Genomic DNA, 19610 nt, shown 5'->3' on the forward strand with positions numbered 1-19610 from the left:
TCCGGCGCTCGACGGAACGTCAGCGTGCAGTACGCCGAGCTGTGGAAACACCGGTGCCGGTGCGCCGACCCGCCGGCCCGCTCACGCACCGCTCACACAGCTCGGCTCCGGCCGGGTGTCCGAACCACGCCGTCCTGGCCGGACAGGGCACGAAACTCCTGCGGCTGAGTGACAAGGGTGCGGCGCCCCGGAGATGTTCACGATGCGATGAGCCGACTCCTCTTAACTTCTTCTGGCACTCGGCTGTGTCGCACAGCAGGCGGTTGCCTGCGTCCACCGCCCATGGAGGTCACTGGATGAATCTTCGACCCTGGGTTGCAGCGTCGCTGGCAGGCGCGGCCATCGCCCTTGCGCCTCCGCCTGCGGGCGTCGCCGCGCAGGCGTCCACGCGGCACGCGTCCGGCTCCCCGTGGCTCCGGGACGGGGACGAGGACGGGGACGGGGACCGGGACCGGGACCGCGATCGCCGCAATCCCTGGCGCCGCTGCCACAGTCCCCGCCGTGTCGTGCTCATCGACGAAAACCTCAGGGCGATTCTGACCAACGGCCGGCGCGGGCCGGAGGCCCTCGTTCTCCAGAGGGACCCGCCAGACCAGTCCGCGCCACCGGAAGCGCCATGGCCCGGCCTTACCGTCTCAACGTATTTGGACGTGAACTATCCCACCAACACCAGCGGCCTGTATCAGTTTCAGATTCGTGGCTTTTTCAGGGAGCACCCGGTCTTCGTGGTGAAGGCCTTCGGCCGCCACGAGCGAGCCTTCCGCTTCGCAGCCGCCCACTGCATCGACGACTACGACAACGACGGTGACCGCGGTGACCACGCTCGTCCGCACGATGGTGAAGCTGCCGACGAGGGTGGCTCGTCCGGCACCCCGTCGCCCCAGGAGTCCGGCGCCCCGTCGCCCCAGGAAGGGGAGCACCATCAAAACGGCCAGCCTGCGCCGGAGGCTCTCGCCTCCGGGGGCACCGACCTCCCTCTTCCGCCTGATGGTGCGGCTGTCGGCAGGAGCACTGGCCGTCTGAGCACGAAGCGCATCGGGATCGCGGCCGGTGGCTTGCTGATGGTTCTGGGAGTGCCGGCCACCGCCTGGCTTCGCCGACGTCGTCGGCAGCGTGCTGCTCGGTCGGAACAGGAACCGGCGACATCTTCAGCATCTGACGTCACGTCACATCAGGAGCCTGGCGCGCCGCCCACCCAGCCGCGCCGATAGCGGACGGCAGGCCTCCCGGGGGCGAGAACGTTGTCCTCCCGGCGGAACCGGTCAGGAGGAACCGCTGCTTTCGGTGGAGTCCGACGTGGCCGAGGAGCTCGCGCGGAGGTCGTGGGGGCAGATCCGGCCAGGGTTCTTGATCCCGAAGCTCAGGCCCCACTCCCTGTCACAGCCGCCCCAGTAGATTTCCACCCAGCCGCAGTAGGGGCCGCCGTAGCTGTGACAGGGGCGCACTGATTCCTGCGGGCCCGGATTCGTGGACAGTGGCCAGGACGATTCGGCCCTGCTCTGCGAGGTACCGGAGGAGCTGACCATGCGGACCCGCGTGGCATCGGAACCGTGGGACATCCGGTCCATGAAGAAGAGGGGCAGGCCGAAGGCCGAGGCGGAAGCCGCCACCATTGCGGCGACAAGAGCGCAGCGGGTCAGGCGCATGACTGTTCCTCCTGGCTTCGAGGTCCGTGGCAGGTGTGGACTAACTCCGTGCACGAGCGCCGCCGCTGTGAGCGCCGGAGTTGAACGTATGGTCTGGAAAACTCCCCGGCAGTCGGCAAACCGCCGATCAGGCGGCCTTGCTCCGCTTCTTCACCCGAAGGGTCTCGCCCCTGGGGACGCCGCGGCACTCCACGATCACGCCCACGTCCGACACGTGCACCAGCCTCCTCCCGGAGATCGACCGGGAGACGTCCGAGGCCGCGGCACGGCTGGTTCTCCGGGCCCGTGAGGCGGCGGTCGGCGAAACCGTCGGGATCACTTCGGGCTCACCCGCACCAGGGAAAGCGAAAGCGCCCCGACCGGCAGAACCGGGTCAGGGCGCTGAATCGCAGGTCAGCGGGGGTAAGACCGCCTCCGGGAGGAGTGGGCCACCAGGGGCTCGAACCCTGAACCTACGGATTAAAAGTCCGCAGCTCTGCCAATTGAGCTAGTGGCCCGCGGCCCTCGCACGCCCGGCGTGCCGGGTGAAAGGACCACCGCGATCCTACCCGGTGGGGCCCAGGGCTCCGCCAGTGGATTGCACGGGCGCACCGGGCGTGTGGAGCGGGCCTTGAGGCGGGGTGTAGTGGGCGGCGCGGACGCGGCGGAGCCAGGCCTCGACGGGGCGTGGGTCGGGGGCGGCGGGCAGGATGCCGGGGCCGGTGAGGCGGTCGGCCGCGTCGGCGAGCAGGCCCTCCGCGAGGGCGGGGCGGTCGGCGATGCGTTCGCCGAGTTCGCGGATGCGTTCGGGGTCGGGCAGCCGGATCAGGTTGCGGCCGGTCTCGTGCAGGCGGACGGCCTGCTCGACCAGCCGGACCAGGTGCCGGGCGTGCTTGGCGGCCCGGCGACGGGTGGCCGGGTCGGTGGTGTCGCGGGTCAGCAGCTTGCGGAACTGCTGGTCGGCATAGCCGAGGTACGCCTTCCGGACGGCCGGCGCGCTGAGGAAGGCCACCCGCAGGCCGACCAGTTCGTCGCCGAGCGGGGTGCGGACCTCGTACAGCTCCTCCGGCAGCCAGACCAGTTCGGAGGCGGTCGGGTTGCAGCTCAGCGCCAGCCGGCACCACTTGGCGGCCTCGTGCAGGGTGAGGTCGGGCGCGGTGCCGACGTGGGACTCGGCCGGTCGGTGCAGGCCGTGCAACTCCTCCGTGGGGGTGGCGAACAGGCCCAGCCGGTCGAGGTCGGAGCCGGCGTGGGCGAAGCCGTACGCGGTGGAGCCGACGATGCCCGAGAGCAGAACCGTGCCGGGAACGGAAGAAACGGACGCTACGGCGGGAACGGCGGGAACCGTGGACATCGGCGGACTCCTCTCGTACGGACGGGCGGGCACCGCATCCTCGTCCGGGCATCCTCGCCGGAGCGGGCCGCGCCGGGCGAGCGAATTCCGGTCCGGGGCCGGCCCGGCCACCGATACCGGGCCATGAGGCACGGCCCCCTGCGGGCGGCCGCCACGGGTGTCCCCGGCCGGAGCGCCGGGTAGCGTACCGGGCATGTCGACCACTCCCACCGACGAGGTCCTGATCGTCACCGGCGCCGGGCGCGGCATCGGTGCCGCCACCGCCCTGCTGGCCGCCCGCCGCGGCTACCGGGTCTGCGTCAACTACCGTACGGACGAAGCTGCGGCGTCCTCCGTCGTGGACGCGATCCGGGCCGAGGGCGGCACCGCACTCGCGGTCCGCGCCGACGTCACCCGCACCGCCGAGGTGGAACGGCTGTTCAGCACCGTGGACGACGAACTCGGCCCGCTCACCGGGCTGGTGAACAACGCCGGCACGCTGGAGAAGCAGTGCCGGCTGGAGGAGATCGACGAGGACCGGCTGAACCGGATCTGGGCCGCCAACATCACCGGCCCGTTCCTGTGCGCGGCCCAGGCCGTCCGCCGGATGTCCACCCAGCACGGCGGGCGCGGCGGCGCCATCGTCAACGTCGGCTCGGCCGCCTCCCGGATCGGCTCGCCGAACGAGTACGTCGACTACGCGGCCGCCAAGGGCGCCGTCGACTCGATGACCCGCGGCCTCGCCCTGGAGGTCGCCGCCGAGGGCATCCGGGTCAACGCGGTGCGGCCGGGGCTGATCCACACCGGCATCCACGCGCTCGGCGGGGAGCCCGGCCGGGTCGACCGGGTCGCGCCCGGTCTGCCGATGGGCCGCGGCGGGCAGCCGGAGGAGGTCGCCGAGGCGATCCTCTTCCTGCTCTCCCCGGCGGCCTCGTACACCACGGGGGCGTTCCTGGAGGTCTCGGGCGGGCGCTGAGCAGCCGGTTCCGCCCCGGCGGGGGCGGGTTCCGGACGGTGTCGCCCCGGCGGGGGCGGGTTCCGGACGGTGTCGTCCCGCCGGGCGGCCGGCGTCGCATTTTTCCTTCCGCCCGCCCGCCCCCGCCCGTACGGTGGTGGCCATGACCGATGCCTTCATCGACATCCCCGGTGTGCGCAACTTCCGTGACGCGGGCGGGATCGGCGCCCTCCGCCGGGGCGTGCTGTACCGCTCCGGGTCCTTCCACACCCTCACCGAGGAGGGCGCCCGGCGGCTCAAGTCCCTCGGCCTGCGGACGGTGATCGACCTGCGCAGCGAGTTCGAGCTGGACGTCTGGCCGGACCAGCGGTACGACCTCGACCACGAGACCCTCGGTCTGCCGACCCTGCCCCCGCACCCCGAGGACGGCGACCGGCCGTGGCCCGAGGACCAGGCCGCCCTCTACCCCTTCATGGCCTCGACGGCCGGCCCCTCGCTCGCCGCCGTCGTCCGCCGCCTCGCCGCACCGCAGTCGCTGGCCGCCGTCGTCCACTGCGCCGTCGGCAAGGACCGCACCGGGCTCACCATCGCCGTCCTCCAGTCCCTGCTGGGCGCCTCCGAAGCCGAGATCACCGCCGACTTCCTGCTCTCCAACATCGGCCTCGGCCTCGACAAGGGCCCCACCCCGTACGTCGACGAGACCGGCACCGAGCGCCTCTCCCGTCCGGTCGACGCCGAACTCCTCGTCTCCTCCCTGGCCTGGATCCACGACCGTCACGGCACGATCCCCGGCTACCTCCACCACCACGGCGCGACGGAGGCCGAAGTCGACGCCGTCCGCGCCAACCTCGCGGGCTGACGGCCCTTCAGCCCTCCCGGCGCTCGAAGCGCCACCACTGGGTCGGGGCGTCGACGTCCTCGCGCTGGTGGACGTCGGCCTCCGGGGTGTCGCCCGCCGTCAGGGGCTTGCCGCTGATGAAGCTGGTGACCGTGTAGGTGCCCGGGGCGTCGACGTGGGCCTCCAGCAGCCACTCCTGGGCGCCGAAGGCGTTGGCCGACCACTGCTGGATCCGCACGCCGTCGTCCGTCGAGGCGCCGGTGACGTCCAGGCGCTTGCCGCTGCCGGCGTTCTCGATGTGGAACAGCGCGCCGCCCGGGTGGACGGCGGTGAAGCGCCAGAGCTGGGCATCGCTGCCGTCGTCCGTGCCGAGGACGATCCGGGCGCCGCTGCGCCGGGAGGCGTCGGCGACCTGCAGCAGCAGGCCGCTGCCGACGTTGCGGACGAGGTAGCTGCCGTCGGTGATCGCGGAGTTGGTCACGGTCGAAGTCTGCCACCGGGCACCGACAGGGCCCGTCCCCGGGCACCGCCGCCGACGCCGCCTCCACCGGGCCGCCCCCGGCCGGGAAACGGAGGCGTTTCCACCGGACCGGCTCCGCCCCCTATGCTGCGGCGAATGTCCACCGAGCAGATACCGTCGCACCGTCAACAGCCCACGTTCTCCGAAGCCGTGGCCGCCCTGGAGGCCGTGGTCGCGTCCGGGGACGACGAGCAGTTCGGGCCCGCCCTCGGGCTGGTCGGCGGGCTGTTCGGCGCGGCCGATCCGGCGGAGCGGGTGGCGGCCGGTCCCCGGCTGGCCGCGCTGCTGGCGGACGCCCCGCCGTTCCCCCGCGCGCACCTGGCCATGGTGGTGGGCGCCTGCGTGGAGCACGGCGCCGACCCGGTCGCCTGCTCCGGCCCGGTGCTGGCCGGGCTGCGCGGGGCGCTGACCGGCGCGCAGCTGCTGGTGCGGCGCTGGGTCTCCACCGGCGGCGGCCCGCTGCCCGACGCGGAGGAGGACGATCCCGCCGAGGCGCACGAGCGGATCGCCGACCCGGCGCACCTGGACGAGTGGCACGCCCACCTCGCCGTGGTCGCCTGGTGGACGCTGCACCTGTGGCAGCAGGCGGCCTGGGCGGTGTACGCGCACGCGGAGGTCCGGGCCGAGGCCCGCGCGTCGGGCGTGACCGAGGTGATCCTGGAGCTGTTCGACCGCTACCAGGGCGAGCAGCACGACTTCAAGGGCCTGGTCCACCTGGCGCTGATGCTGGACGACGAGCCGCTGCTGGTGCTCGACCGCCCCACCGGCACCGGCTACCTGCTGCGGATGAGCGGCCTGAGCGACACCTTCCAGCTGCACACCCTGCTCGCCGACGTGCTGATCGGCGGCGGCCACCTGCCCGGCACCCCGCAGGACCGGGAGGTGGTGGCACTGGCCCGGACGGCGTTCCTGGACGGCCGCCGGGTGATCGCCACCGGCGCCTTCAACCTGGTCGCTCCGGACGGCTCCTGGATCTGGAACGAGGGGACGCCGAGCGACGTCCCGGTGGTGGACGGCGTGCGCACCCTGGTGCTGGAGCCGCTGCCGTACGAGCGGAGCTGGTCGGCCGGGCGGTTCATCCAGGAGGTCCCGGGCGACCTGCGGCTGGAGCGGGTGCTCGACCCGGCGGAGGCCGCCCGCCGGCTGGCCGCGACGGTGCCGGGGCAGACGCCCGCCGAGGCGTTCCGGTAGAGGCCCCGGCGGCCCCGTCCGTTCGCCGGGTTATGGTCGGAAACGGACACAGCCCCGAGGAGTGGAGTCGACGATGGCGAAGGTCCCGAACGTGCTCGCGGCCGCCGCGCCCGCCGCGCTGACCGCGGCGAGCGGTCTGGTCGGCGGTTACGGCGTCGCCCGATGGAGCGGCCGGCGCGAACTGGGCGGCGCGGTGCTGGCGGTGGCCGGCGCCGGGGCGGCCGTGCAGTGGCGCCGGAGCTCGGGCACGGGCACCGCGGCGGCACTGACCGGCCTGTACGTCGCCGCGTTCGGCGGCTCGCACCCGCTGGCGAAGCGGATCGGCGCCTGGCCGTCCGTCTTCGCCGTGACCGGCGTGGTCGCGGCGGCCTCCACGGCCGCGACGGCGCTCTCCGCCCGCAGGAAGTAGCCGGCTGCCGGGCGGGAGGAGTAGCCGGCTACCGGCCCGGGGAGGCAGCCGGCCGGCGGACCGGGAGAAGCCGGCCGACTAGCGGACCGCCGCACCGAACCGGGCCTCGAAGGCGGCCCGGTTCGCCGAGACGGGCGAACGGTCCCAGACCGCGAACACCACCCGCTCGAAGGCCGCCCCGTACCGGGCCAGTGCCCCCTCGAAGGCCTCGGCGACCTGCGCCGGGTCGTTGCGGAACACCCCGCAGCCCCAGGCGCCGAGCACCAGCGTGCGCACCTCGTGCCGGGCGGCCGCCGCGAGCACCCGCACGGCCCGCTCGGCGAGCACGCCCCGGACGTCCGTACCGGGCGAACGCCGTTCCAGCTGACCGGCGTTGGGCGCGGGCGAGGTCAGGAAGGTGACCGGGTACGGCTGCGCCAGCAGCTCGCCGCGCCCGTCCCGGATCACCGGCACCGCCGGGGAGACGATCACCCGGTGGCTGTACCGGAGGTCGGTGGAGGCCCGGTGCGCCTCGTAGTAGTCCGGCGCCTCCAGCAGGCAGCTGTACAGCAGCGCGCTGCGGCACAGGTCCTCCTCCTGGGCGCGGGCGCCGCGCAGGTAGCCGCCGCCGGGGTTGCGCGCGGAGGCGAAGTTCAGCACCCCGACCGGCCCCGCCCCGGCCTCGACCAGCCGGCGGGCGGCCTGGATGCTCCCCTCGGCCGTCACCTCGATCCGCCCGGCCGCCGGCCCCGGCCCGCGGTCCCCCGCGGCCAGCAGCGCGTCCAGCCGCTCCGGCGCATACGACACCGTGCCGGCCTTCGCCGCCGTCAACTCCTCCCCCACCCGCACGAGTTCGCCCCCGGTCGTCCGGTAGCTCCCCCGCTCGGCGATCTCCTCGTTCACCCGTGCCACGTCGTGCAGTCTGCTGCTCATGGCCGCGACGCTACGGGACTACCGCGCCCGCGCGCCACAGGTTATTCTCACTTCCAGAACAACACCTCAGGGGGGCACCGTCAGGTGTCGGGGGGTGTCGGGGGAACGCGAAGGGCCCGCTCCGGGGACGGAGCGGGCCCTTCGTACGTTCAGCCGGGTCGGCGGTCGACTACCGCCCGTACGGCGTCAGTTCTTCCAGCGCGGCTTGCGGTCGTCGCGGTCGAAGCCACCGGAGCGGCGGTCGTCACGGTCGCGGCCGCCGCCGAAGCCGCCACGGTCACGGTTGAAGCCGCCGCGGTCGGACTGCGGACGGCCGCCGGAGCGGTGGTCGTCGCGGCGCGAGAACGGACGGCTGCTGCCGCCGCGCTCGTCACGGTCCCGGCCGAAGGACGGGCGGTCACCGAAGGAGCGGGCCGGACGGTCACCGAAGGAGCGGCCGCCACGGTCGTCGCGGTCACGGTTGAAACCACCGCGGTCACGGTCGAAGCCACCGGAGCGACGCTCGTCACGGTCACGGCCGCCGCCGAAGCCGCCACGGTCACGGTTGAAACCACCGCGGTCACGGTCGAAGCCACCGGAGCGACGGTCGTCACGGTCCCGGTCACGGCCGCCGCCGAAGCCACCCGAACGGCGGTCGTCGCGGTCACGGTCCCGGTCACGGTCGCGGTCACGGCCGAAGCCGCCCGAACGACGGTCGTCACGGTCACGGTCCCGGTCGCGGTCGCGGTCGCGGCCGAAGGCCGGACGCTCGCTGCGCGCCTCGCGGTACGACGGGGCGCGCTCCTCGGTCTGCGGCGCGGCGACGGCCTCGGCGGCCGGAGCGGCCTCGGTCGCGGCCGACTCGCCGGACTCGGCCTCGGCGGCCGGCGCCTCGTCCTCGATGCCCAGCTCGGCCCGCTCGCGCGCCGCCCGGGCGGCCAGGCGGTCGGCCTCCTCGCGCAGCTCGGTGGCGCGGCGCTGCGCGCGCTCCAGCTGGCGGGTCATGTCGGCGATCTCGCGCTCGGCGGCACCGGCGATGTTGGCGGCGCTCTCGGCCTGGACCTCGGTCAGCGAACGGGCGCCGGTGATCTTGGCGACCTCCGCGTCGAAGGCGTGGTCGAGGATGTGGCGCGAGGCGTCCACGCCCGCGTCCTCCATCAGGCGGAAGACGCCGCGGCGCTGGTGCGGCAGCACCAGGGTGACAACGGCGCCGGAGCGGCCGGCCCGCGCGGTGCGGCCGGAGCGGTGCAGGTAGTCCTTGTGGTCGCCGGCCGGGTCCACGTTGAGGACCAGGTCGATGCCGTCGACGTGGATGCCGCGGGCGGCGACGTCGGTGGCGACGACGACGTTGGTGTAGCCGTCCTTGAAGTCGCCGAGGACACGGGTGCGGGCGCCCTGGGTCATGCCGCCGTGCAGCGCGTCGGCCTTCACGCCGGCCTCGATCAGCTGCTCGGCGACGCGGTCGGCGCCCATCTGGGTGCGGACGAAGATGATCGTGCGGCCCTTGCGGGCGGCGATCGCGTTGGTGATCGGCGCCTTGTCCTTGGGCTTCACCACGAGGATGTGGTGGGTCATGGTGGTGACCGCGCCGGCCGACGGGTCGACCTCGTGGGTGACCGGGTTCTTCAGGTAGCGCTTGACCAGGGTGTCGATCTCGTTCTCCAGGGTGGCGGAGAACAGCAGGCGCTGGCCGCCGGCCGGCACCTGGTCGAGGATCTCGGTGACCTCGGGCAGGAAGCCCATGTCGGCCATCTGGTCGGCCTCGTCGAGCACGACGGTCTTGACGTCGTCCAGCTTGGCGGAGCCGCGGTTGAGCAGGTCGCGCAGACGGCCGGGAGTGGCGACCAGGATGTCGACGCCACGCTCCAGCGCGTAGATCTGGTTCGACATCGAGGTGCCACCGCAGACGACCTTGAGGCGCAGGCCGAGCACCGAGCCGAACGGCTCCAGGGCGTCGGCGACCTGCATGGCCAGCTCGCGGGTCGGGACGAGGATCAGACCGCGCGGGTGCTTGGGCTTGGTGCGCTCGCCGTCGGCGAGGCGGGTGAGCAGCGGCAGGCCGAAGCTGAGGGTCTTGCCGGAGCCGGTGCGGCCACGGCCCAGCACGTCCTTGCCGGCCAGCGCGTCCGGGATGGTCGCGGCCTGGATCGGGAACGGGGTGGTGACGCCGCGCTTGGCGAGGGCGCGCACCACGTCGTCGTGCAGGCCCAGGTCACCGAAGGTGATGGTGGACCCGGCGGCCGCCTCCTCGGTGGCCTCCACGGCCTCGGCGATCACCTCGTCCGCGGCGGTGTCGATGGTGTCGGTGGTGTCGGTGACATCGGCGGCGGCCTCGTTCGCGGGCATGGCGAAGCGGGCGTCGTCAACGAGAGACATGCAGAACCTTCCGGAAGTGGCACGCGCCAAAGTCCGGGGTTCTGTTTCACAACCGCCTCTATGCGGTCAGCCACGGATCGCCGGAACGCGCCAAGGGCGCCAGATGGGATTAGGGCGCCAGTCAAATGGATCAAACGAACGATCTACCACCATAGACGAGCCTCGGGATCGGAGGCAAACCCCCTGCTCAATCCGCTAATGCCCGGCCGCGCGGGGGCTCGGGGCCGAGGAACCGGAGCTGCCGGAGGATGGGTCCGGGGCCGGTGGGACGGTCGCGGCGGGCGAGCTGCGCTCGGGCGCGGGGGTGCTCGACGGGCGGCTGCTCGGGGTGACCGAGGGCGTCCCGGCCGAACCGCCGCCGGAGCGGCCCTCCCCGGTGCCGCCCGCCCCACCGGCGCCGCCGGAGCCCGCCGCGCCGCCGGACCCGCCCGGCCCGCCACCCGGGTGCGGCACGGGGCTGGTGTTCGCACCGTCCGCCGAACCGCCGCCCGGCCCGCCGTCGGGAGCGCCCGCCCCCGGCACCGGGACCACCCCGGCCACCGCGCCGTTCGCCCCCGCGGCCGCATCGCCGGGCACCGTGGCGGTGGCCCCGTTCGCCCCGCCCTCGCCCTGGAGGCCCCCCGACCGCTCGGGGTGCCCCGAGGCCCCGCCCGGGTGCCCGGCGCCCGGCGAGGCCGAGGGCCCGCCGGTCGCTCCCGGCCGGGCCGCCGGACCGGCCTGCCCGACCGGCGCCACACCGTGCTTCTCCTCCGCCGCCGGACCGACCGACATGCACCCGGTCAGTCCGAGCCCGGCCACCGTCAGCAGCGCCGCCGCCCGTACCGCGCGCGAGCGCGGGACCGCCGCCTCCCGCCCCGGAGCCGTACGCACCGCGGCCATCCGCACCCGCACCGCCCGCACCGCCCGTGCCGCCCGTACCGAAGCCACTGAAGGTCCCTCTCTACCGCCCCACCCGGGCCGCCCACTCGCGCGCGACCGCTTTCGGTGCCCAACGCGCGCCCGGCCCGGCGGGACACGGGCAGCGCGCAAGCTCGCCCGGCGGGCCCGGCACTCCGGCGCCCGCTCAGCCCCAGAGCGCCGAGGCCAGCTCCGCGCCCGCGTACACCGCGGCCAGGCCCGCCACCACGCTGCCGGCCACGTTGGCCAGCGCGTACCGGCCGGCGCCGGTCTCGGCCAGCCGCAGGGTCTCGTACGAGAAGGTCGAGTAGGTGGTCAGCGCCCCGCACAGCCCCGTGCCCAGCAGCAGCTGGACCTTCGAGGAGGCCGCACCCGCCGCCACCGCGCCGGTCACCAGCCCGAGGATCAGGCAGCCGACCACGTTGACGGCGAACGTCCCCCACGGGAACACCGAGTCGTGCCGGGACTGCACCGCCCGGTCGGTCAGGTACCGCAGCGGCGCGCCGACCACCGCACCGGCCACCACCAGCAGCCAGTTCACTCCGCCGTCTCCCCCCGGCCCGGACGGCCCGAATCCCGGCCCGGCCCCCGGCCCGCGTAGGTCACGACCTCGCAGCGGTCCAGCAGCACCAGCCCCTCCGCCACCATCCCGTCCAGCTGCGGCAGGAACGCCCGCACCCGCTCCTCCTCGTCCACGATCACCACCGCCACCGGCAGGTCCTCGCTCAGCGACAGCAGCCGCGTGGTGTGCACCAACGACGAGGCACCGAACCCCTCGATCCCCCGGAACACGCTCGCCCCGGCCAGCCCGGCCTCCCGGGCGCGGTGCACGATCTCGCTGTACAGCGGGCGGTGGTGCCACCGGTCGCTCTCCCCGATCAGCACGGTCAGCCGCAGCGCCGGCCCGCTCAGCCGGTTCACCGCGTACCCCCGCCGGCGCCCCGTCCGGCCCCGCGGCGGACGGCCCGGTGGATCAGACGCCGGGTCAGCCCGGCCGCCGCCCACACCGCGAACAGCGCGCCCACCAGCGTCAGCCCGAGGTACGCCAGCGCGGGCCCGGGCCGGCCGCCCTCCAGCAGGCGTCGGATGTCCACCGCGTACGTCGAGAAGGTGGTGAACCCGCCCAGCACGCCGGTACCGAAGAACGGCCGCACCAGCGGATGCGCCTGGCGCCCCTCGGTGATCACCACCAGGAACACCCCGATCACCGCGCAGCCGACCACGTTGACCAGCAGCGTCGTCCACGGGAAGGCCGTCGGCCCGGTCTGCCAGCCGAGCCCGGCCGCGTACCGCGCAGTGGCCCCGATCGCCCCGCCCGCCGCGACCACCGCCACCGCCCGCCCCTGCCCGCGCAGCACCGGCGGCCGGTTCCGGGCCGGGCCGTCCGCCGCGGTGCCGCCCGCAGCGTCGTCCACGGTGTCCTCCGAGGTGGTCATAGCCCCATCAAACACCGGCCTCCGCCACCTGGCACACCGTCATCCGACACCGGACAATGATCCGGTGGAGATGACCCGGGAAGAGTTCGAGACGCTGGTCAGCGACGCCCTCGACCAGATCCCCCCGCAGCTCGCGGCCATGATGGACAACGTCGCGATCTTCGTCGAGGACGAGCCCGACCCGAGCGACCCGGAACTCCTCGGCCTGTACGAGGGCACCCCGCTCACGGAGCGCGGCGAGTGGTACGCCGGCGTCCTGCCCGACCGCATCCTGATCTACCGCGGCCCCACCCTGCGCCACTGCGAGACCCACGAACAGGTGGTCGAGGAGGTCCGCACCACGGTCATCCACGAGGTCGCCCACCACTTCGGCTTCGACGACCACGAGCTGGACGAGCTCGGCTGGTCCTGACCCCCCGCAACCGGCCCCACCACCCGTACCCCCACCCGGCCGAATCCCGTTTTGGCGATCCGCCCTGCATCCCATATGCTTCTCGACGTCCCCGAGCGCTGGGAACAGCGGGACAGGCCACAAGCCCTCATCGTCTAGTGGCCCAGGACGCCGCCCTTTCAAGGCGGTAGCACGGGTTCGAATCCCGTTGGGGGCACGCAGTACCGTAGTAAAGTGCAGTGCGCAAGACCTGAGTGGTTCGCCACTTCTAGGTCCCGTGGAGCAGTTGGTTAGCTCGCCACCCTGTCAAGGTGGAGGTCGCGGGTTCAAGTCCCGTCGGGATCGCTCGTCTCGCAAGAGACGGTGCAGTACGGCCAGGTAGCTCAGTTGGTACGAGCGTCCGCCTGAAAAGCGGAAGGTCGCCGGTTCGACCCCGGCCCTGGCCACATAGCCTGACCAGGCACGATGCCCCCGAAGCAGCTCGCTTCGGGGGCATTTTCGTGTCGTTTGACGCCAACGGGACAGCGGACGGTCACCATCTTCCTGGTCGAGGGCAGGTACGTGACGTACTTGACGTACTTCGCAGCGGGCGCGACCCTGATTCTCGGACGAGGAGGCTCCCAATGACAGCAGTCCACTACGAGAGCTACACCGAAGCCCGAGCACACCTGAAGGACCTACTGGACGCAGCCGGGCAGGGCAGGGTCGCGACCGTTCGCCGAGACACCGGCCGTGCGGCTGTGGTCGACGCGGGGCGGCTGCGCCACGCCCTCACGCTGCTGTGCCCGTCCAAGGCCGAGGTGGTCGCCGAGGGTGGCGGCTGGTCGGTGTTCTTCCCCGGCCTCCCGGTCGCCGCAGATGGCGGGACGTTTGACGAGGCCATCGACGAGATGGTCGACGCGCTCCGCGAGTACGCGGAGGACTGGCAGGACCGACTCCTGAGCGCTCCGAACCACCGCGACAACTGGGGCCTGGTTCAGCTGATCGGCCTCAGCGACGACGCGCAGCTCCGCGACTGGCTGCTCGGAGTCGCGAAGTGACCTGGCCTCAGCCGACCCGCGAACGGCACGAGCAGTTCTGCAAGGTTGAAGGCTGGGACCGCGTACGTGACGCGCGCGGCCGAACGGGTACCCACCATGTGACGTACGAGCTCGGCGTCTACGACGGGCGAATCCTCCGAACCCGGGTGTCCCACCCAGTGGACCGGACGGTGTACGGCGCGAGCATGTGGGCACACATCCTCCGCGACCAGTTGGACGTGACAGAGGACGAGTTCTGGCCCTGCGTCCTGGACGGCACTTTGCCCGACCGTGGCGCACCGGAGCCGCCCCGTGAGGCATTTCCTGCGGACCTGGTCCACATGCTGATCAACCGCGTGGGTCTCGCGGAGGACGAGATCGCGAAAATGGACAGGGCAGGAGCGATCGCCCGGCTCCAACAATTCTGGACCGAGGGCCACTGACACGCTGCTCTCGCTGCCGATTCAACACGCCCAGTGTGCCGAGCTCCCACCCCGGGGCCGGGAGCTCCGAGGCGACTTCACCGCCACGATGCGGCGCACATCGCCCTGCCCGAGCGGTTGGGGCGATCCTCCTGGTCACCGGCCGACCAGCAACGCGCCCGCCAGCGACCGGGCAGTGCCCGGTCCCTTACCGTGGCGCGATCGCGCTCCGGACAGTGACGGCATGCGCTTGGGACCGCGTTCCTGGCGGGCCTTCTCGATGACCGTCGTCCCGGTCTCCGCCTCCAGCACCGGGGCGTAGCCGGCAGCCCGAAGCGCGGCAAGGGTTGCCTCGGGCTCGGCCGTGCTGATCAGCACGGTCGGCGCGATCCGTCGCAAACCGAGCCTGGACAGCGCACGGGCCGCGGCGAGCTCCGACACCAGTGCCTCGTCGTCGGAGCGGATGCAGCAGGCGGAGCGCACCACTCGCATCCGGCCGTGCGTCCGCGCGGTGTCCCTGATCAGGTACTCCAGGGGCTGCGGAAGCGGCCGCCCGCCCTCGGAGACATCGGCCAGCCGAGCCAGCAGGTCGGCGGCGTCCAATCCGGAGTCCAGCGCCCGGCGGACCGCCACAGGGGTGATCCGCCACACCACGGCATGGCCCTGCGACTCCCGGTCCGCACAGGCGGCCATCAGATCCGTCAGCTCCGATGCGGCAGCTCCGGCGACCACGGCCGTAAGGTCCGCCTGGAACCGGGCGGTGGTCTGCGGCGCGGGCAGCAGCGCGTCCAGGGCCGCGGACAACTGCCGAACCGCGTCGTCCAGAGCAGGATGGTCGCGCAGCGCCGGCCCGGCGCCCGGAACGGCTGGGAAGTGGCGGTGTGCACCTGCCCTCAGGAGCCCGAGCACGGCGTGCCCGAGCGGAGTCAGCGCTCCGTGGGCGACGACCCCGAGCAGCTCCGCCTCCGCCAGGGTCGCCTCGACCCGCTCAGCCTCCCACGAACCCTGGGCGAGGGCAGTCGGGCGGAACCAGGCCGCCGTGGCGATGAGACCGGCGAGAGCGGTCGCCCGCGCGCGAGCGGACTTGCCGGTGGCGACTCCGCGCCCGGTCGGAAGGGTGGCCAGAGCCTCCAGCACGGCGTAGCGCAGATCGACAGCCTCTCTGTCCTCCGGCGTGACCAGCGCGACCGGGGTGTCGTTCTCGTCCGGCCAATAGCTGAACACCTCGGGCACCACCGCCCAGGTGGCGACGAGCGGCAGCAGCCGCTGAGCGGGTGGAGCCGCCAGCCACTCGTCGTACCGCTCAGTGGGCAGCATCCGGGCAGGTGGCTGATATTCCGGCCCCCGCGCGCGGCCCCGCCCTCTCGCCGGGGCCTCCGGTTCCTCGGCGCAAGGGGTGATCAGGTCCGCGTTGTTCGCCAGGTCGAGCCACAACCGGGCTTGTTCCTCCGGCATGCCGGCCGTCTTCGCCAGCCGGCGGGTGTCCCGGACTGCGATCCCGCCCGCCTTGCGCACAGCGAGCGGCTGCACGACCATCTGGCGGAGCATCAGCTCGACCCGGGAGGCCGCCTCGGCCAACGCCGCCTGCGCCTGGCTCTCGACTGCACCACCCGGGATCTCCACCGTTTCCTCGACCGGGGGCGGGGCGGGCTGGTAGCTCGGCGCGCGGTCGTGGTCGCGCAACGCGTCGGCCACCTCGCGCGGCAGTTCCGCCAGGTCCTCATCCACCGGAAGGACCAGGCCGCGGGCGGCCAGCCAGTCCGTGCCGGGATCTCCCGAGCCGCCTTCCCGGAAGGTGAACTTGCCTCCGGAGCCCGGGTAGAAGCCGCCGCCGTACCGGGAGACGAAGCAGTGCGTGCGCAGCAGTGGCGGGCCCGGAACCATTTTGTCCAGCAGATCCAGGGCCGCGGGCGGCGCTTCGGCGGCCATGGCGTGCACGCGCTTCGCGTCCCTGAGCACGTCCACGATCTGCCGCTGCGCCTCGTCTCGAGTCCGCGCCTTCGCGAGCCCCAGTCCCTGCGCGATGCGGTGGATCTCCGGAGCGTTGAAGGCCTCGGTGAGCAGTTGTTCGGCGGGCCGGCCGTAACCGCCGCCTTCGCCCGCCTGGCGGTGGACCAGGATCGGAACGGTGACCCTGCTTCCGGACGAGGGCAGCACCAGGGCCCGCTCGGTCAGCCGGGACAGCGCGGCCTCGGCCGCGGACCGACCCGCACCGTCGAGTTGCAGGAATCCGAAGAGCTGATCCCAGGTCACGGACCGGTCAGCGGGGTCGACCGCAAGCGCGTCGAGTCGCGGTGAACGACCGCCGTAACCCATGAACAGGTGATGAGTCGGCGGGACGGCCGGTAGCGGACCGTGCAACCGTTCGGCCAAGGTCGCCACAGCGACCAGCAGTTGAAGGTCCCCGAGGCTGATCTCGCTCAGCCCCAGGGCCGTCGAGGCGTCCGTCAGCAGGTGGTCGGCCAGACCGGTCAGGCTCGCCACCCTGGCCGCGTAGGGAAGTTCGCGCTGCTCCAGCAGTTCGGTCAGCTGCGAAGGAGTACGGTCGGCCAGCCAAATCGCGAGGCTTCGTGCTGCTGTCACCGCACCGAGCGTAACGAGTCGCCAGCGGGAACGGGACCAGAGGTTTGAAGCCAGGAACCCTTCCACCGTCGTATTGCGCCAACGCTGACGCGACCCGAAGTGGACGAGGGCATCCGAAGACGCGCTCCTGTGGACAATGTCCCTCGCGGAGTGACTGGCATCAACCGCGCAGGGCCCGGTCGTCGAGTCGGCGCAGCAGGCCGGGCAGGTGCTGGTACCGGTCGCGGAGCTCGGCCAACCGCTGCCGGAACTCAAGGCCGCGTCCGACGTGGTCACAGGCGTCACGGAGCTCGACCAGGAGGGCCACGGCGGTGTCGTAGCGGGCGGCCTGCTTACGGGCGACGTGGTTCTCGACCTCGTGCCAGATCGCTTCCTCCTCGGCGGCCAGGGCGGTCAGCTTCTTCGCCCGCGCCTCGGCTCGAACCCGCTCACCGCGCTGCCGACGCCCGGTGGCTCGCGCGTGCGCTGCGTCCAGCAGTTCTGCGGCCGAGCGCTGCCCCGGCACCGTCGCGACGGGCGGCTCGCCGCGCAGGCGGCGCAGGAGTTCGGCTCCCAGTTGAGGCTCATCGCCCAGCGCCAGGCGCAGCAGGAGGTCGTTCTTCTCCGTCTCGGGAAGCGCCGCGATTAGCGGCGCCAGCTCCTTCTTCCCGGGCCTCTTCCGAGGTGCGGGGGCGGGCGGGCTGGCCTGGGCTGCGACCGCCAGCAGGTCGGCGTCGACGCGCAGGAAGTCCGCGAGCGCTCGCTGCGGTGCGGTGAGCCGGTCGAGCCCGGCCGGGACCGGGGGCTCGACCTCGTCCTGGTAAGCCTCCTCATCGTCGTCCTGCAGCGCCCAAGCGCCGATGCCGGACAGCCATGCGAGGTACAGGGCGCGGTGATCCCCGGAAGCCAGCTCGGCCCGCACCCCGGCGATGGCGCCGAGCGAGTCCTCGGCACCCTCGTCCCAGTCTCCGCTCTCGTCCTCACTGCGCAGGTCGAGGATGAGGTGGGTCTCGGTCGTCCATGCCTCGAAACACTCGTCGAAGCAGTACGGCTCCACCGCTCGCGGTGTGAGCTGTCCCTTGGGTACGCGCAGGACCACCTGATGGGTGCCCCAGTTGGTCAGGTAGAGGTGAGCGTCGTAGTACCGCTCCACCATCCGCCTGGGGTCGCCCCGAAAGTCGCCCCACTGGTATTCGTTGGTGAAGCCGGTCGCGGTGATCCGGGCCCGGGTCGACAGCGATCGCAGATCTTCCTGTTCCTCGCGGCTCAGCGGGCGGTCGATCGCCAGGAACTCGTAGTACTGGTACTCACTCATCGCCGCGACCCTAGCGGGTCTGCCGATCCTCGATGATGAAATCCGCCAAGCCCGAGGCAGACAGGAACCGATGATGGAACCCGAGCAGCCACGCACCACCGAGCAGATCCGAGATCTCGTCGGCTGGATCGGCGCGGGGCGCAAGCTCACCCAGACGGGCAAGGTCACCCTCGCGGACGCGCGGGCCCTGGTCGCGCTCCTGGAGACCGGCGACACCATCGACCCGGCCATCGGTGACAGGACCTTCAGGACCAAGTCGAGCCAGGAGCTCCGCCACCTGAACCTGCTGGTGGAATGGGCCAAGGCGGCCCGGCTGCTGCGGGTCGTCAGCGGCCGTCTGGTGCCGGTCAAGAAGAACGCGCGCGTACTGGAGGACCCCGAGCGCATCCTCGACGCACTGTTCGAGGCCCTGCCGCGCATCAGCGAAGCGGTGCTCCCCTCCGGGTGGCTCGGCTCGATCTTCGCCGAGGGGTATCCGGCCGGGCTTCGGGTGCTGCTGATGAGCCTGTATGCCGCCGACGACCTGGTTCCCGAGCAGGAGCTCCAGGCCGCGGTGTGGGACAAGGTCTCCGGGTTCTACGTCCTCGACGATCTTCCCGAGGACCGCCTCCGGCAGCTGCGCCGGAGCAACGACCGCGATGTGGACCGCGTGCTCGCGACGCTCGTCGGCCTTGGCTCGGTCCAGCGCGTCGGCGACGCCTTCGTCCTCACCTCGCGGGGCCGTCAAGCCATGGCCTGGCTGCGCGGGGAAGCACGCCCCGGCGATCCCGTCTACCAGCTCCGCATCGAACTCGCCGATGTGGAACAGCCCGCCGTCCGGCGCCGCGTTCAGGTCCCCGCCGGATTCCGCCTCGACCGGCTGCACCTGGTCATCCAGGCCGCCATGGGCTGGCAGAACTGCCACTTGCACGCGTTCGACGTGAAAGGCGTCAACTATGGCCATCCCTCCTCCGAACTCGACTTCGTCGACGAGACCGCCGCCGCCCTGGACGCCGTGGTCAAGGAGGGAGAGTTTTTCGACTACACCTACGACTTCGGTGATTCGTGGGAGCACCGCATCCTCGTCGAGCGCCAAGTGGCTGCCGAGGCGGGCCGCCGCTACCCGTTGTGCGTCGACGGGGCAGGAGCCTGCCCGCCCGAGGACTGCGGCGGCGCGCCCGGATACGACGACCTCAAGCAGGCCCTCAGCGGCCCCTCCCATCCCGAGCGCGAGGATCTGCTGCGCTGGCTCGGCCTCGAAACGGCGGCCGACTTCGACCCGACCCGCTTCGACCTGCACCGGACGAACCAGCGGCTCCGCGCTCTCGACTGGTGAAGACCAACCGGCTGGTCCGTACCGGATGACGCCAACGCTGACGCCAACCGGCACGGACGACGAAGGCCGAAGGCAGCCTTCCACGGACGGCGAAATCACCTGGACCGGGGCATAC

20 protein-coding genes and 4 tRNA genes are annotated in these 19610 nt (G+C 72.7%); 12 read left to right on the forward strand and 12 right to left on the reverse strand.

Going from position 1 to position 19610, the window contains the following annotated elements:
- The first annotated feature begins 506 nt into the window (after positions 1 to 506).
- A complete protein-coding gene (locus tag ACFU7Y_RS02040) occupies positions 507 to 1211 on the forward strand; it encodes a hypothetical protein (RefSeq protein ID WP_380766070.1) in 705 nt (234 codons plus the stop codon).
- Between the two features lie 51 nt (positions 1212 to 1262).
- Here the strand turns inward: ACFU7Y_RS02040 and ACFU7Y_RS02045 are convergent, their stop codons facing one another.
- From ACFU7Y_RS02045 to ACFU7Y_RS02055, 3 genes are all read right to left on the reverse strand, one after another.
- Positions 1263 to 1646: a hypothetical protein gene (locus ACFU7Y_RS02045; RefSeq protein ID WP_224281607.1), complete on the reverse strand. Its 384-nt coding sequence runs from the start codon at positions 1644 to 1646 to the stop codon at positions 1263 to 1265.
- A gap of 424 nt (positions 1647 to 2070) precedes the next feature.
- Positions 2071 to 2143 (reverse strand) — tRNA-Lys (locus tag ACFU7Y_RS02050).
- A gap of 47 nt (positions 2144 to 2190) precedes the next feature.
- Positions 2191 to 2979, reverse strand: coding sequence for a DNA polymerase beta superfamily protein (locus ACFU7Y_RS02055; RefSeq protein WP_224281606.1), 789 nt, complete (start codon positions 2977 to 2979; stop codon positions 2191 to 2193).
- Positions 2980 to 3172: 193 nt separating this feature from the next.
- Between ACFU7Y_RS02055 and ACFU7Y_RS02060 the strand changes: the two genes are divergently transcribed.
- Together ACFU7Y_RS02060 and ACFU7Y_RS02065 are read left to right on the forward strand one after the other, a co-directional pair.
- Positions 3173 to 3934, forward strand: coding sequence for an SDR family oxidoreductase (locus ACFU7Y_RS02060; RefSeq protein WP_380766073.1), 762 nt, complete (start codon positions 3173 to 3175; stop codon positions 3932 to 3934).
- Positions 3935 to 4076: 142 nt separating this feature from the next.
- Positions 4077 to 4772 carry a tyrosine-protein phosphatase gene (locus tag ACFU7Y_RS02065; protein WP_224281602.1) on the forward strand — a complete coding sequence of 232 codons (696 nt, stop codon included), beginning with the start codon at positions 4077 to 4079 and terminating at the stop codon, positions 4770 to 4772.
- Between the two features lie 7 nt (positions 4773 to 4779).
- On the opposite strand, the gene ACFU7Y_RS02070 is transcribed toward ACFU7Y_RS02065, so the two are convergent.
- A complete protein-coding gene (locus ACFU7Y_RS02070; protein ID WP_380766108.1) occupies positions 4780 to 5394 on the reverse strand; it encodes an RICIN domain-containing protein in 615 nt (204 codons plus the stop codon).
- Between ACFU7Y_RS02070 and ACFU7Y_RS02075 the strand changes: the two genes are divergently transcribed.
- Entirely contained in the window at positions 5368 to 6462 is a 1095-nt protein-coding gene (locus ACFU7Y_RS02075; RefSeq protein ID WP_380766076.1) for a hypothetical protein, read from the forward strand. The two genes, ACFU7Y_RS02070 and ACFU7Y_RS02075, sit on opposite strands and share 27 nt — an antisense overlap.
- Positions 6463 to 6535: 73 nt before the next feature.
- On the forward strand, positions 6536 to 6871 hold the full coding sequence (locus ACFU7Y_RS02080) for a hypothetical protein (protein WP_380766078.1): 336 nt from the start codon (positions 6536 to 6538) through the stop codon (positions 6869 to 6871).
- 78 nt (positions 6872 to 6949) lie between these two features.
- Here ACFU7Y_RS02080 and ACFU7Y_RS02085 read toward each other — a convergent pair whose 3' ends face one another.
- From ACFU7Y_RS02085 to crcB (ACFU7Y_RS02110), 6 genes are all read right to left on the reverse strand, one after another.
- Entirely contained in the window at positions 6950 to 7783 is an 834-nt protein-coding gene (locus ACFU7Y_RS02085) for a TIGR02452 family protein (RefSeq protein ID WP_380766079.1), read from the reverse strand.
- A gap of 186 nt (positions 7784 to 7969) precedes the next feature.
- Positions 7970 to 10138: a DEAD/DEAH box helicase gene (locus ACFU7Y_RS02090; protein WP_380766081.1), complete on the reverse strand. Its 2169-nt coding sequence runs from the start codon at positions 10136 to 10138 to the stop codon at positions 7970 to 7972.
- 195 nt (positions 10139 to 10333) lie between these two features.
- Positions 10334 to 11065 (reverse strand): hypothetical protein, encoded by a 732-nt coding sequence (locus tag ACFU7Y_RS02095; RefSeq protein WP_380766083.1) that lies wholly within the window; start codon positions 11063 to 11065, stop codon positions 10334 to 10336.
- Between the two features lie 136 nt (positions 11066 to 11201).
- The gene (gene crcB / locus ACFU7Y_RS02100) at positions 11202 to 11576 is read right to left on the reverse strand and encodes a fluoride efflux transporter CrcB (protein ID WP_224285555.1); all 375 of its coding nucleotides are present in this window, start codon (positions 11574 to 11576) and stop codon (positions 11202 to 11204) included.
- Positions 11573 to 11956: a DUF190 domain-containing protein gene (locus ACFU7Y_RS02105; RefSeq protein ID WP_380766085.1), complete on the reverse strand. Its 384-nt coding sequence runs from the start codon at positions 11954 to 11956 to the stop codon at positions 11573 to 11575. The genes crcB (ACFU7Y_RS02100) and ACFU7Y_RS02105 overlap by 4 nt, the downstream gene beginning before the upstream one ends.
- The gene (gene crcB, locus ACFU7Y_RS02110) at positions 11953 to 12471 is read right to left on the reverse strand and encodes a fluoride efflux transporter CrcB (RefSeq protein WP_380766087.1); all 519 of its coding nucleotides are present in this window, start codon (positions 12469 to 12471) and stop codon (positions 11953 to 11955) included. The genes ACFU7Y_RS02105 and crcB (ACFU7Y_RS02110) overlap by 4 nt, the downstream gene beginning before the upstream one ends.
- Before the next feature lie 70 nt (positions 12472 to 12541).
- On the opposite strand from crcB (ACFU7Y_RS02110), the gene ACFU7Y_RS02115 reads away from it, so the two are divergent.
- The 6 genes from ACFU7Y_RS02115 to ACFU7Y_RS02140 all read left to right on the forward strand — a co-directional run bounded on the left by ACFU7Y_RS02115 (position 12542) and on the right by ACFU7Y_RS02140 (position 14324).
- Positions 12542 to 12883, forward strand: coding sequence for a metallopeptidase family protein (locus ACFU7Y_RS02115; RefSeq protein WP_224283295.1), 342 nt, complete (start codon positions 12542 to 12544; stop codon positions 12881 to 12883).
- A gap of 123 nt (positions 12884 to 13006) precedes the next feature.
- Positions 13007 to 13079 (forward strand) — tRNA-Glu (locus tag ACFU7Y_RS02120).
- 54 nt (positions 13080 to 13133) lie between these two features.
- A tRNA-Asp gene (locus ACFU7Y_RS02125) sits at positions 13134 to 13207 on the forward strand.
- Positions 13208 to 13234: 27 nt separating this feature from the next.
- Positions 13235 to 13308 (forward strand) — tRNA-Phe (locus ACFU7Y_RS02130).
- A 177-nt stretch (positions 13309 to 13485) separates the two neighbouring features.
- Positions 13486 to 13902: a type II toxin-antitoxin system HicB family antitoxin gene (locus tag ACFU7Y_RS02135; protein WP_224283296.1), complete on the forward strand. Its 417-nt coding sequence runs from the start codon at positions 13486 to 13488 to the stop codon at positions 13900 to 13902.
- Entirely contained in the window at positions 13899 to 14324 is a 426-nt protein-coding gene (locus tag ACFU7Y_RS02140; RefSeq protein WP_380766091.1) for a cytotoxic translational repressor of toxin-antitoxin stability system, read from the forward strand. The genes ACFU7Y_RS02135 and ACFU7Y_RS02140 overlap by 4 nt, the downstream gene beginning before the upstream one ends.
- Before the next feature lie 135 nt (positions 14325 to 14459).
- Here ACFU7Y_RS02140 and ACFU7Y_RS02145 read toward each other — a convergent pair whose 3' ends face one another.
- Together ACFU7Y_RS02145 and ACFU7Y_RS02150 are read right to left on the reverse strand one after the other, a co-directional pair.
- The gene (locus tag ACFU7Y_RS02145) at positions 14460 to 16886 is read right to left on the reverse strand and encodes a helicase-associated domain-containing protein (protein ID WP_380766093.1); all 2427 of its coding nucleotides are present in this window, start codon (positions 16884 to 16886) and stop codon (positions 14460 to 14462) included.
- A gap of 160 nt (positions 16887 to 17046) precedes the next feature.
- A complete protein-coding gene (locus ACFU7Y_RS02150) occupies positions 17047 to 18180 on the reverse strand; it encodes a hypothetical protein (RefSeq protein WP_224283298.1) in 1134 nt (377 codons plus the stop codon).
- A gap of 70 nt (positions 18181 to 18250) precedes the next feature.
- Here ACFU7Y_RS02150 and ACFU7Y_RS02155 point away from each other — a divergent pair, with 70 nt between their 5' ends.
- Complete coding sequence (locus ACFU7Y_RS02155; RefSeq protein ID WP_224283299.1) at positions 18251 to 19495, forward strand: plasmid pRiA4b ORF-3 family protein; 1245 nt, start codon at positions 18251 to 18253, stop codon at positions 19493 to 19495.
- Positions 19496 to 19610: the final 115 nt, after the last annotated feature.

Origin of the sequence: Kitasatospora sp. NPDC057542, from assembly GCF_042801945.1 — a bacterium.
Classification (GTDB): Bacteria; Actinomycetota; Actinomycetes; order Streptomycetales; family Streptomycetaceae; genus Kitasatospora.

Excerpts from the sequence above, each read along its gene's own strand:
- ACFU7Y_RS02045 (WP_224281607.1), bottom strand. The coding sequence starts at position 1,646 with ATGCGCCTGACCCGCTGCGCTCTTGTCGCCGCAATGGTGGCGGCTTCC.
- ACFU7Y_RS02055 (WP_224281606.1), bottom strand. The coding sequence starts at position 2,979 with ATGTCCACGGTTCCCGCCGTTCCCGCCGTAGCGTCCGTTTCTTCCGTT.
- ACFU7Y_RS02060 (WP_380766073.1), top strand. The coding sequence starts at position 3,173 with ATGTCGACCACTCCCACCGACGAGGTCCTGATCGTCACCGGCGCCGGG.
- ACFU7Y_RS02065 (WP_224281602.1), top strand. The coding sequence starts at position 4,077 with ATGACCGATGCCTTCATCGACATCCCCGGTGTGCGCAACTTCCGTGAC.
- ACFU7Y_RS02075 (WP_380766076.1), top strand. The coding sequence starts at position 5,368 with ATGTCCACCGAGCAGATACCGTCGCACCGTCAACAGCCCACGTTCTCC.
- ACFU7Y_RS02080 (WP_380766078.1), top strand. The coding sequence starts at position 6,536 with ATGGCGAAGGTCCCGAACGTGCTCGCGGCCGCCGCGCCCGCCGCGCTG.
- ACFU7Y_RS02085 (WP_380766079.1), bottom strand. The coding sequence starts at position 7,783 with ATGAGCAGCAGACTGCACGACGTGGCACGGGTGAACGAGGAGATCGCC.
- ACFU7Y_RS02090 (WP_380766081.1), bottom strand. The coding sequence starts at position 10,138 with ATGTCTCTCGTTGACGACGCCCGCTTCGCCATGCCCGCGAACGAGGCC.
- crcB (WP_380766087.1), bottom strand. The coding sequence starts at position 12,471 with ATGACCACCTCGGAGGACACCGTGGACGACGCTGCGGGCGGCACCGCG.
- ACFU7Y_RS02115 (WP_224283295.1), top strand. The coding sequence starts at position 12,542 with ATGACCCGGGAAGAGTTCGAGACGCTGGTCAGCGACGCCCTCGACCAG.
- ACFU7Y_RS02135 (WP_224283296.1), top strand. The coding sequence starts at position 13,486 with ATGACAGCAGTCCACTACGAGAGCTACACCGAAGCCCGAGCACACCTG.
- ACFU7Y_RS02150 (WP_224283298.1), bottom strand. The coding sequence starts at position 18,180 with ATGAGTGAGTACCAGTACTACGAGTTCCTGGCGATCGACCGCCCGCTG.
- ACFU7Y_RS02155 (WP_224283299.1), top strand. The coding sequence starts at position 18,251 with ATGATGGAACCCGAGCAGCCACGCACCACCGAGCAGATCCGAGATCTC.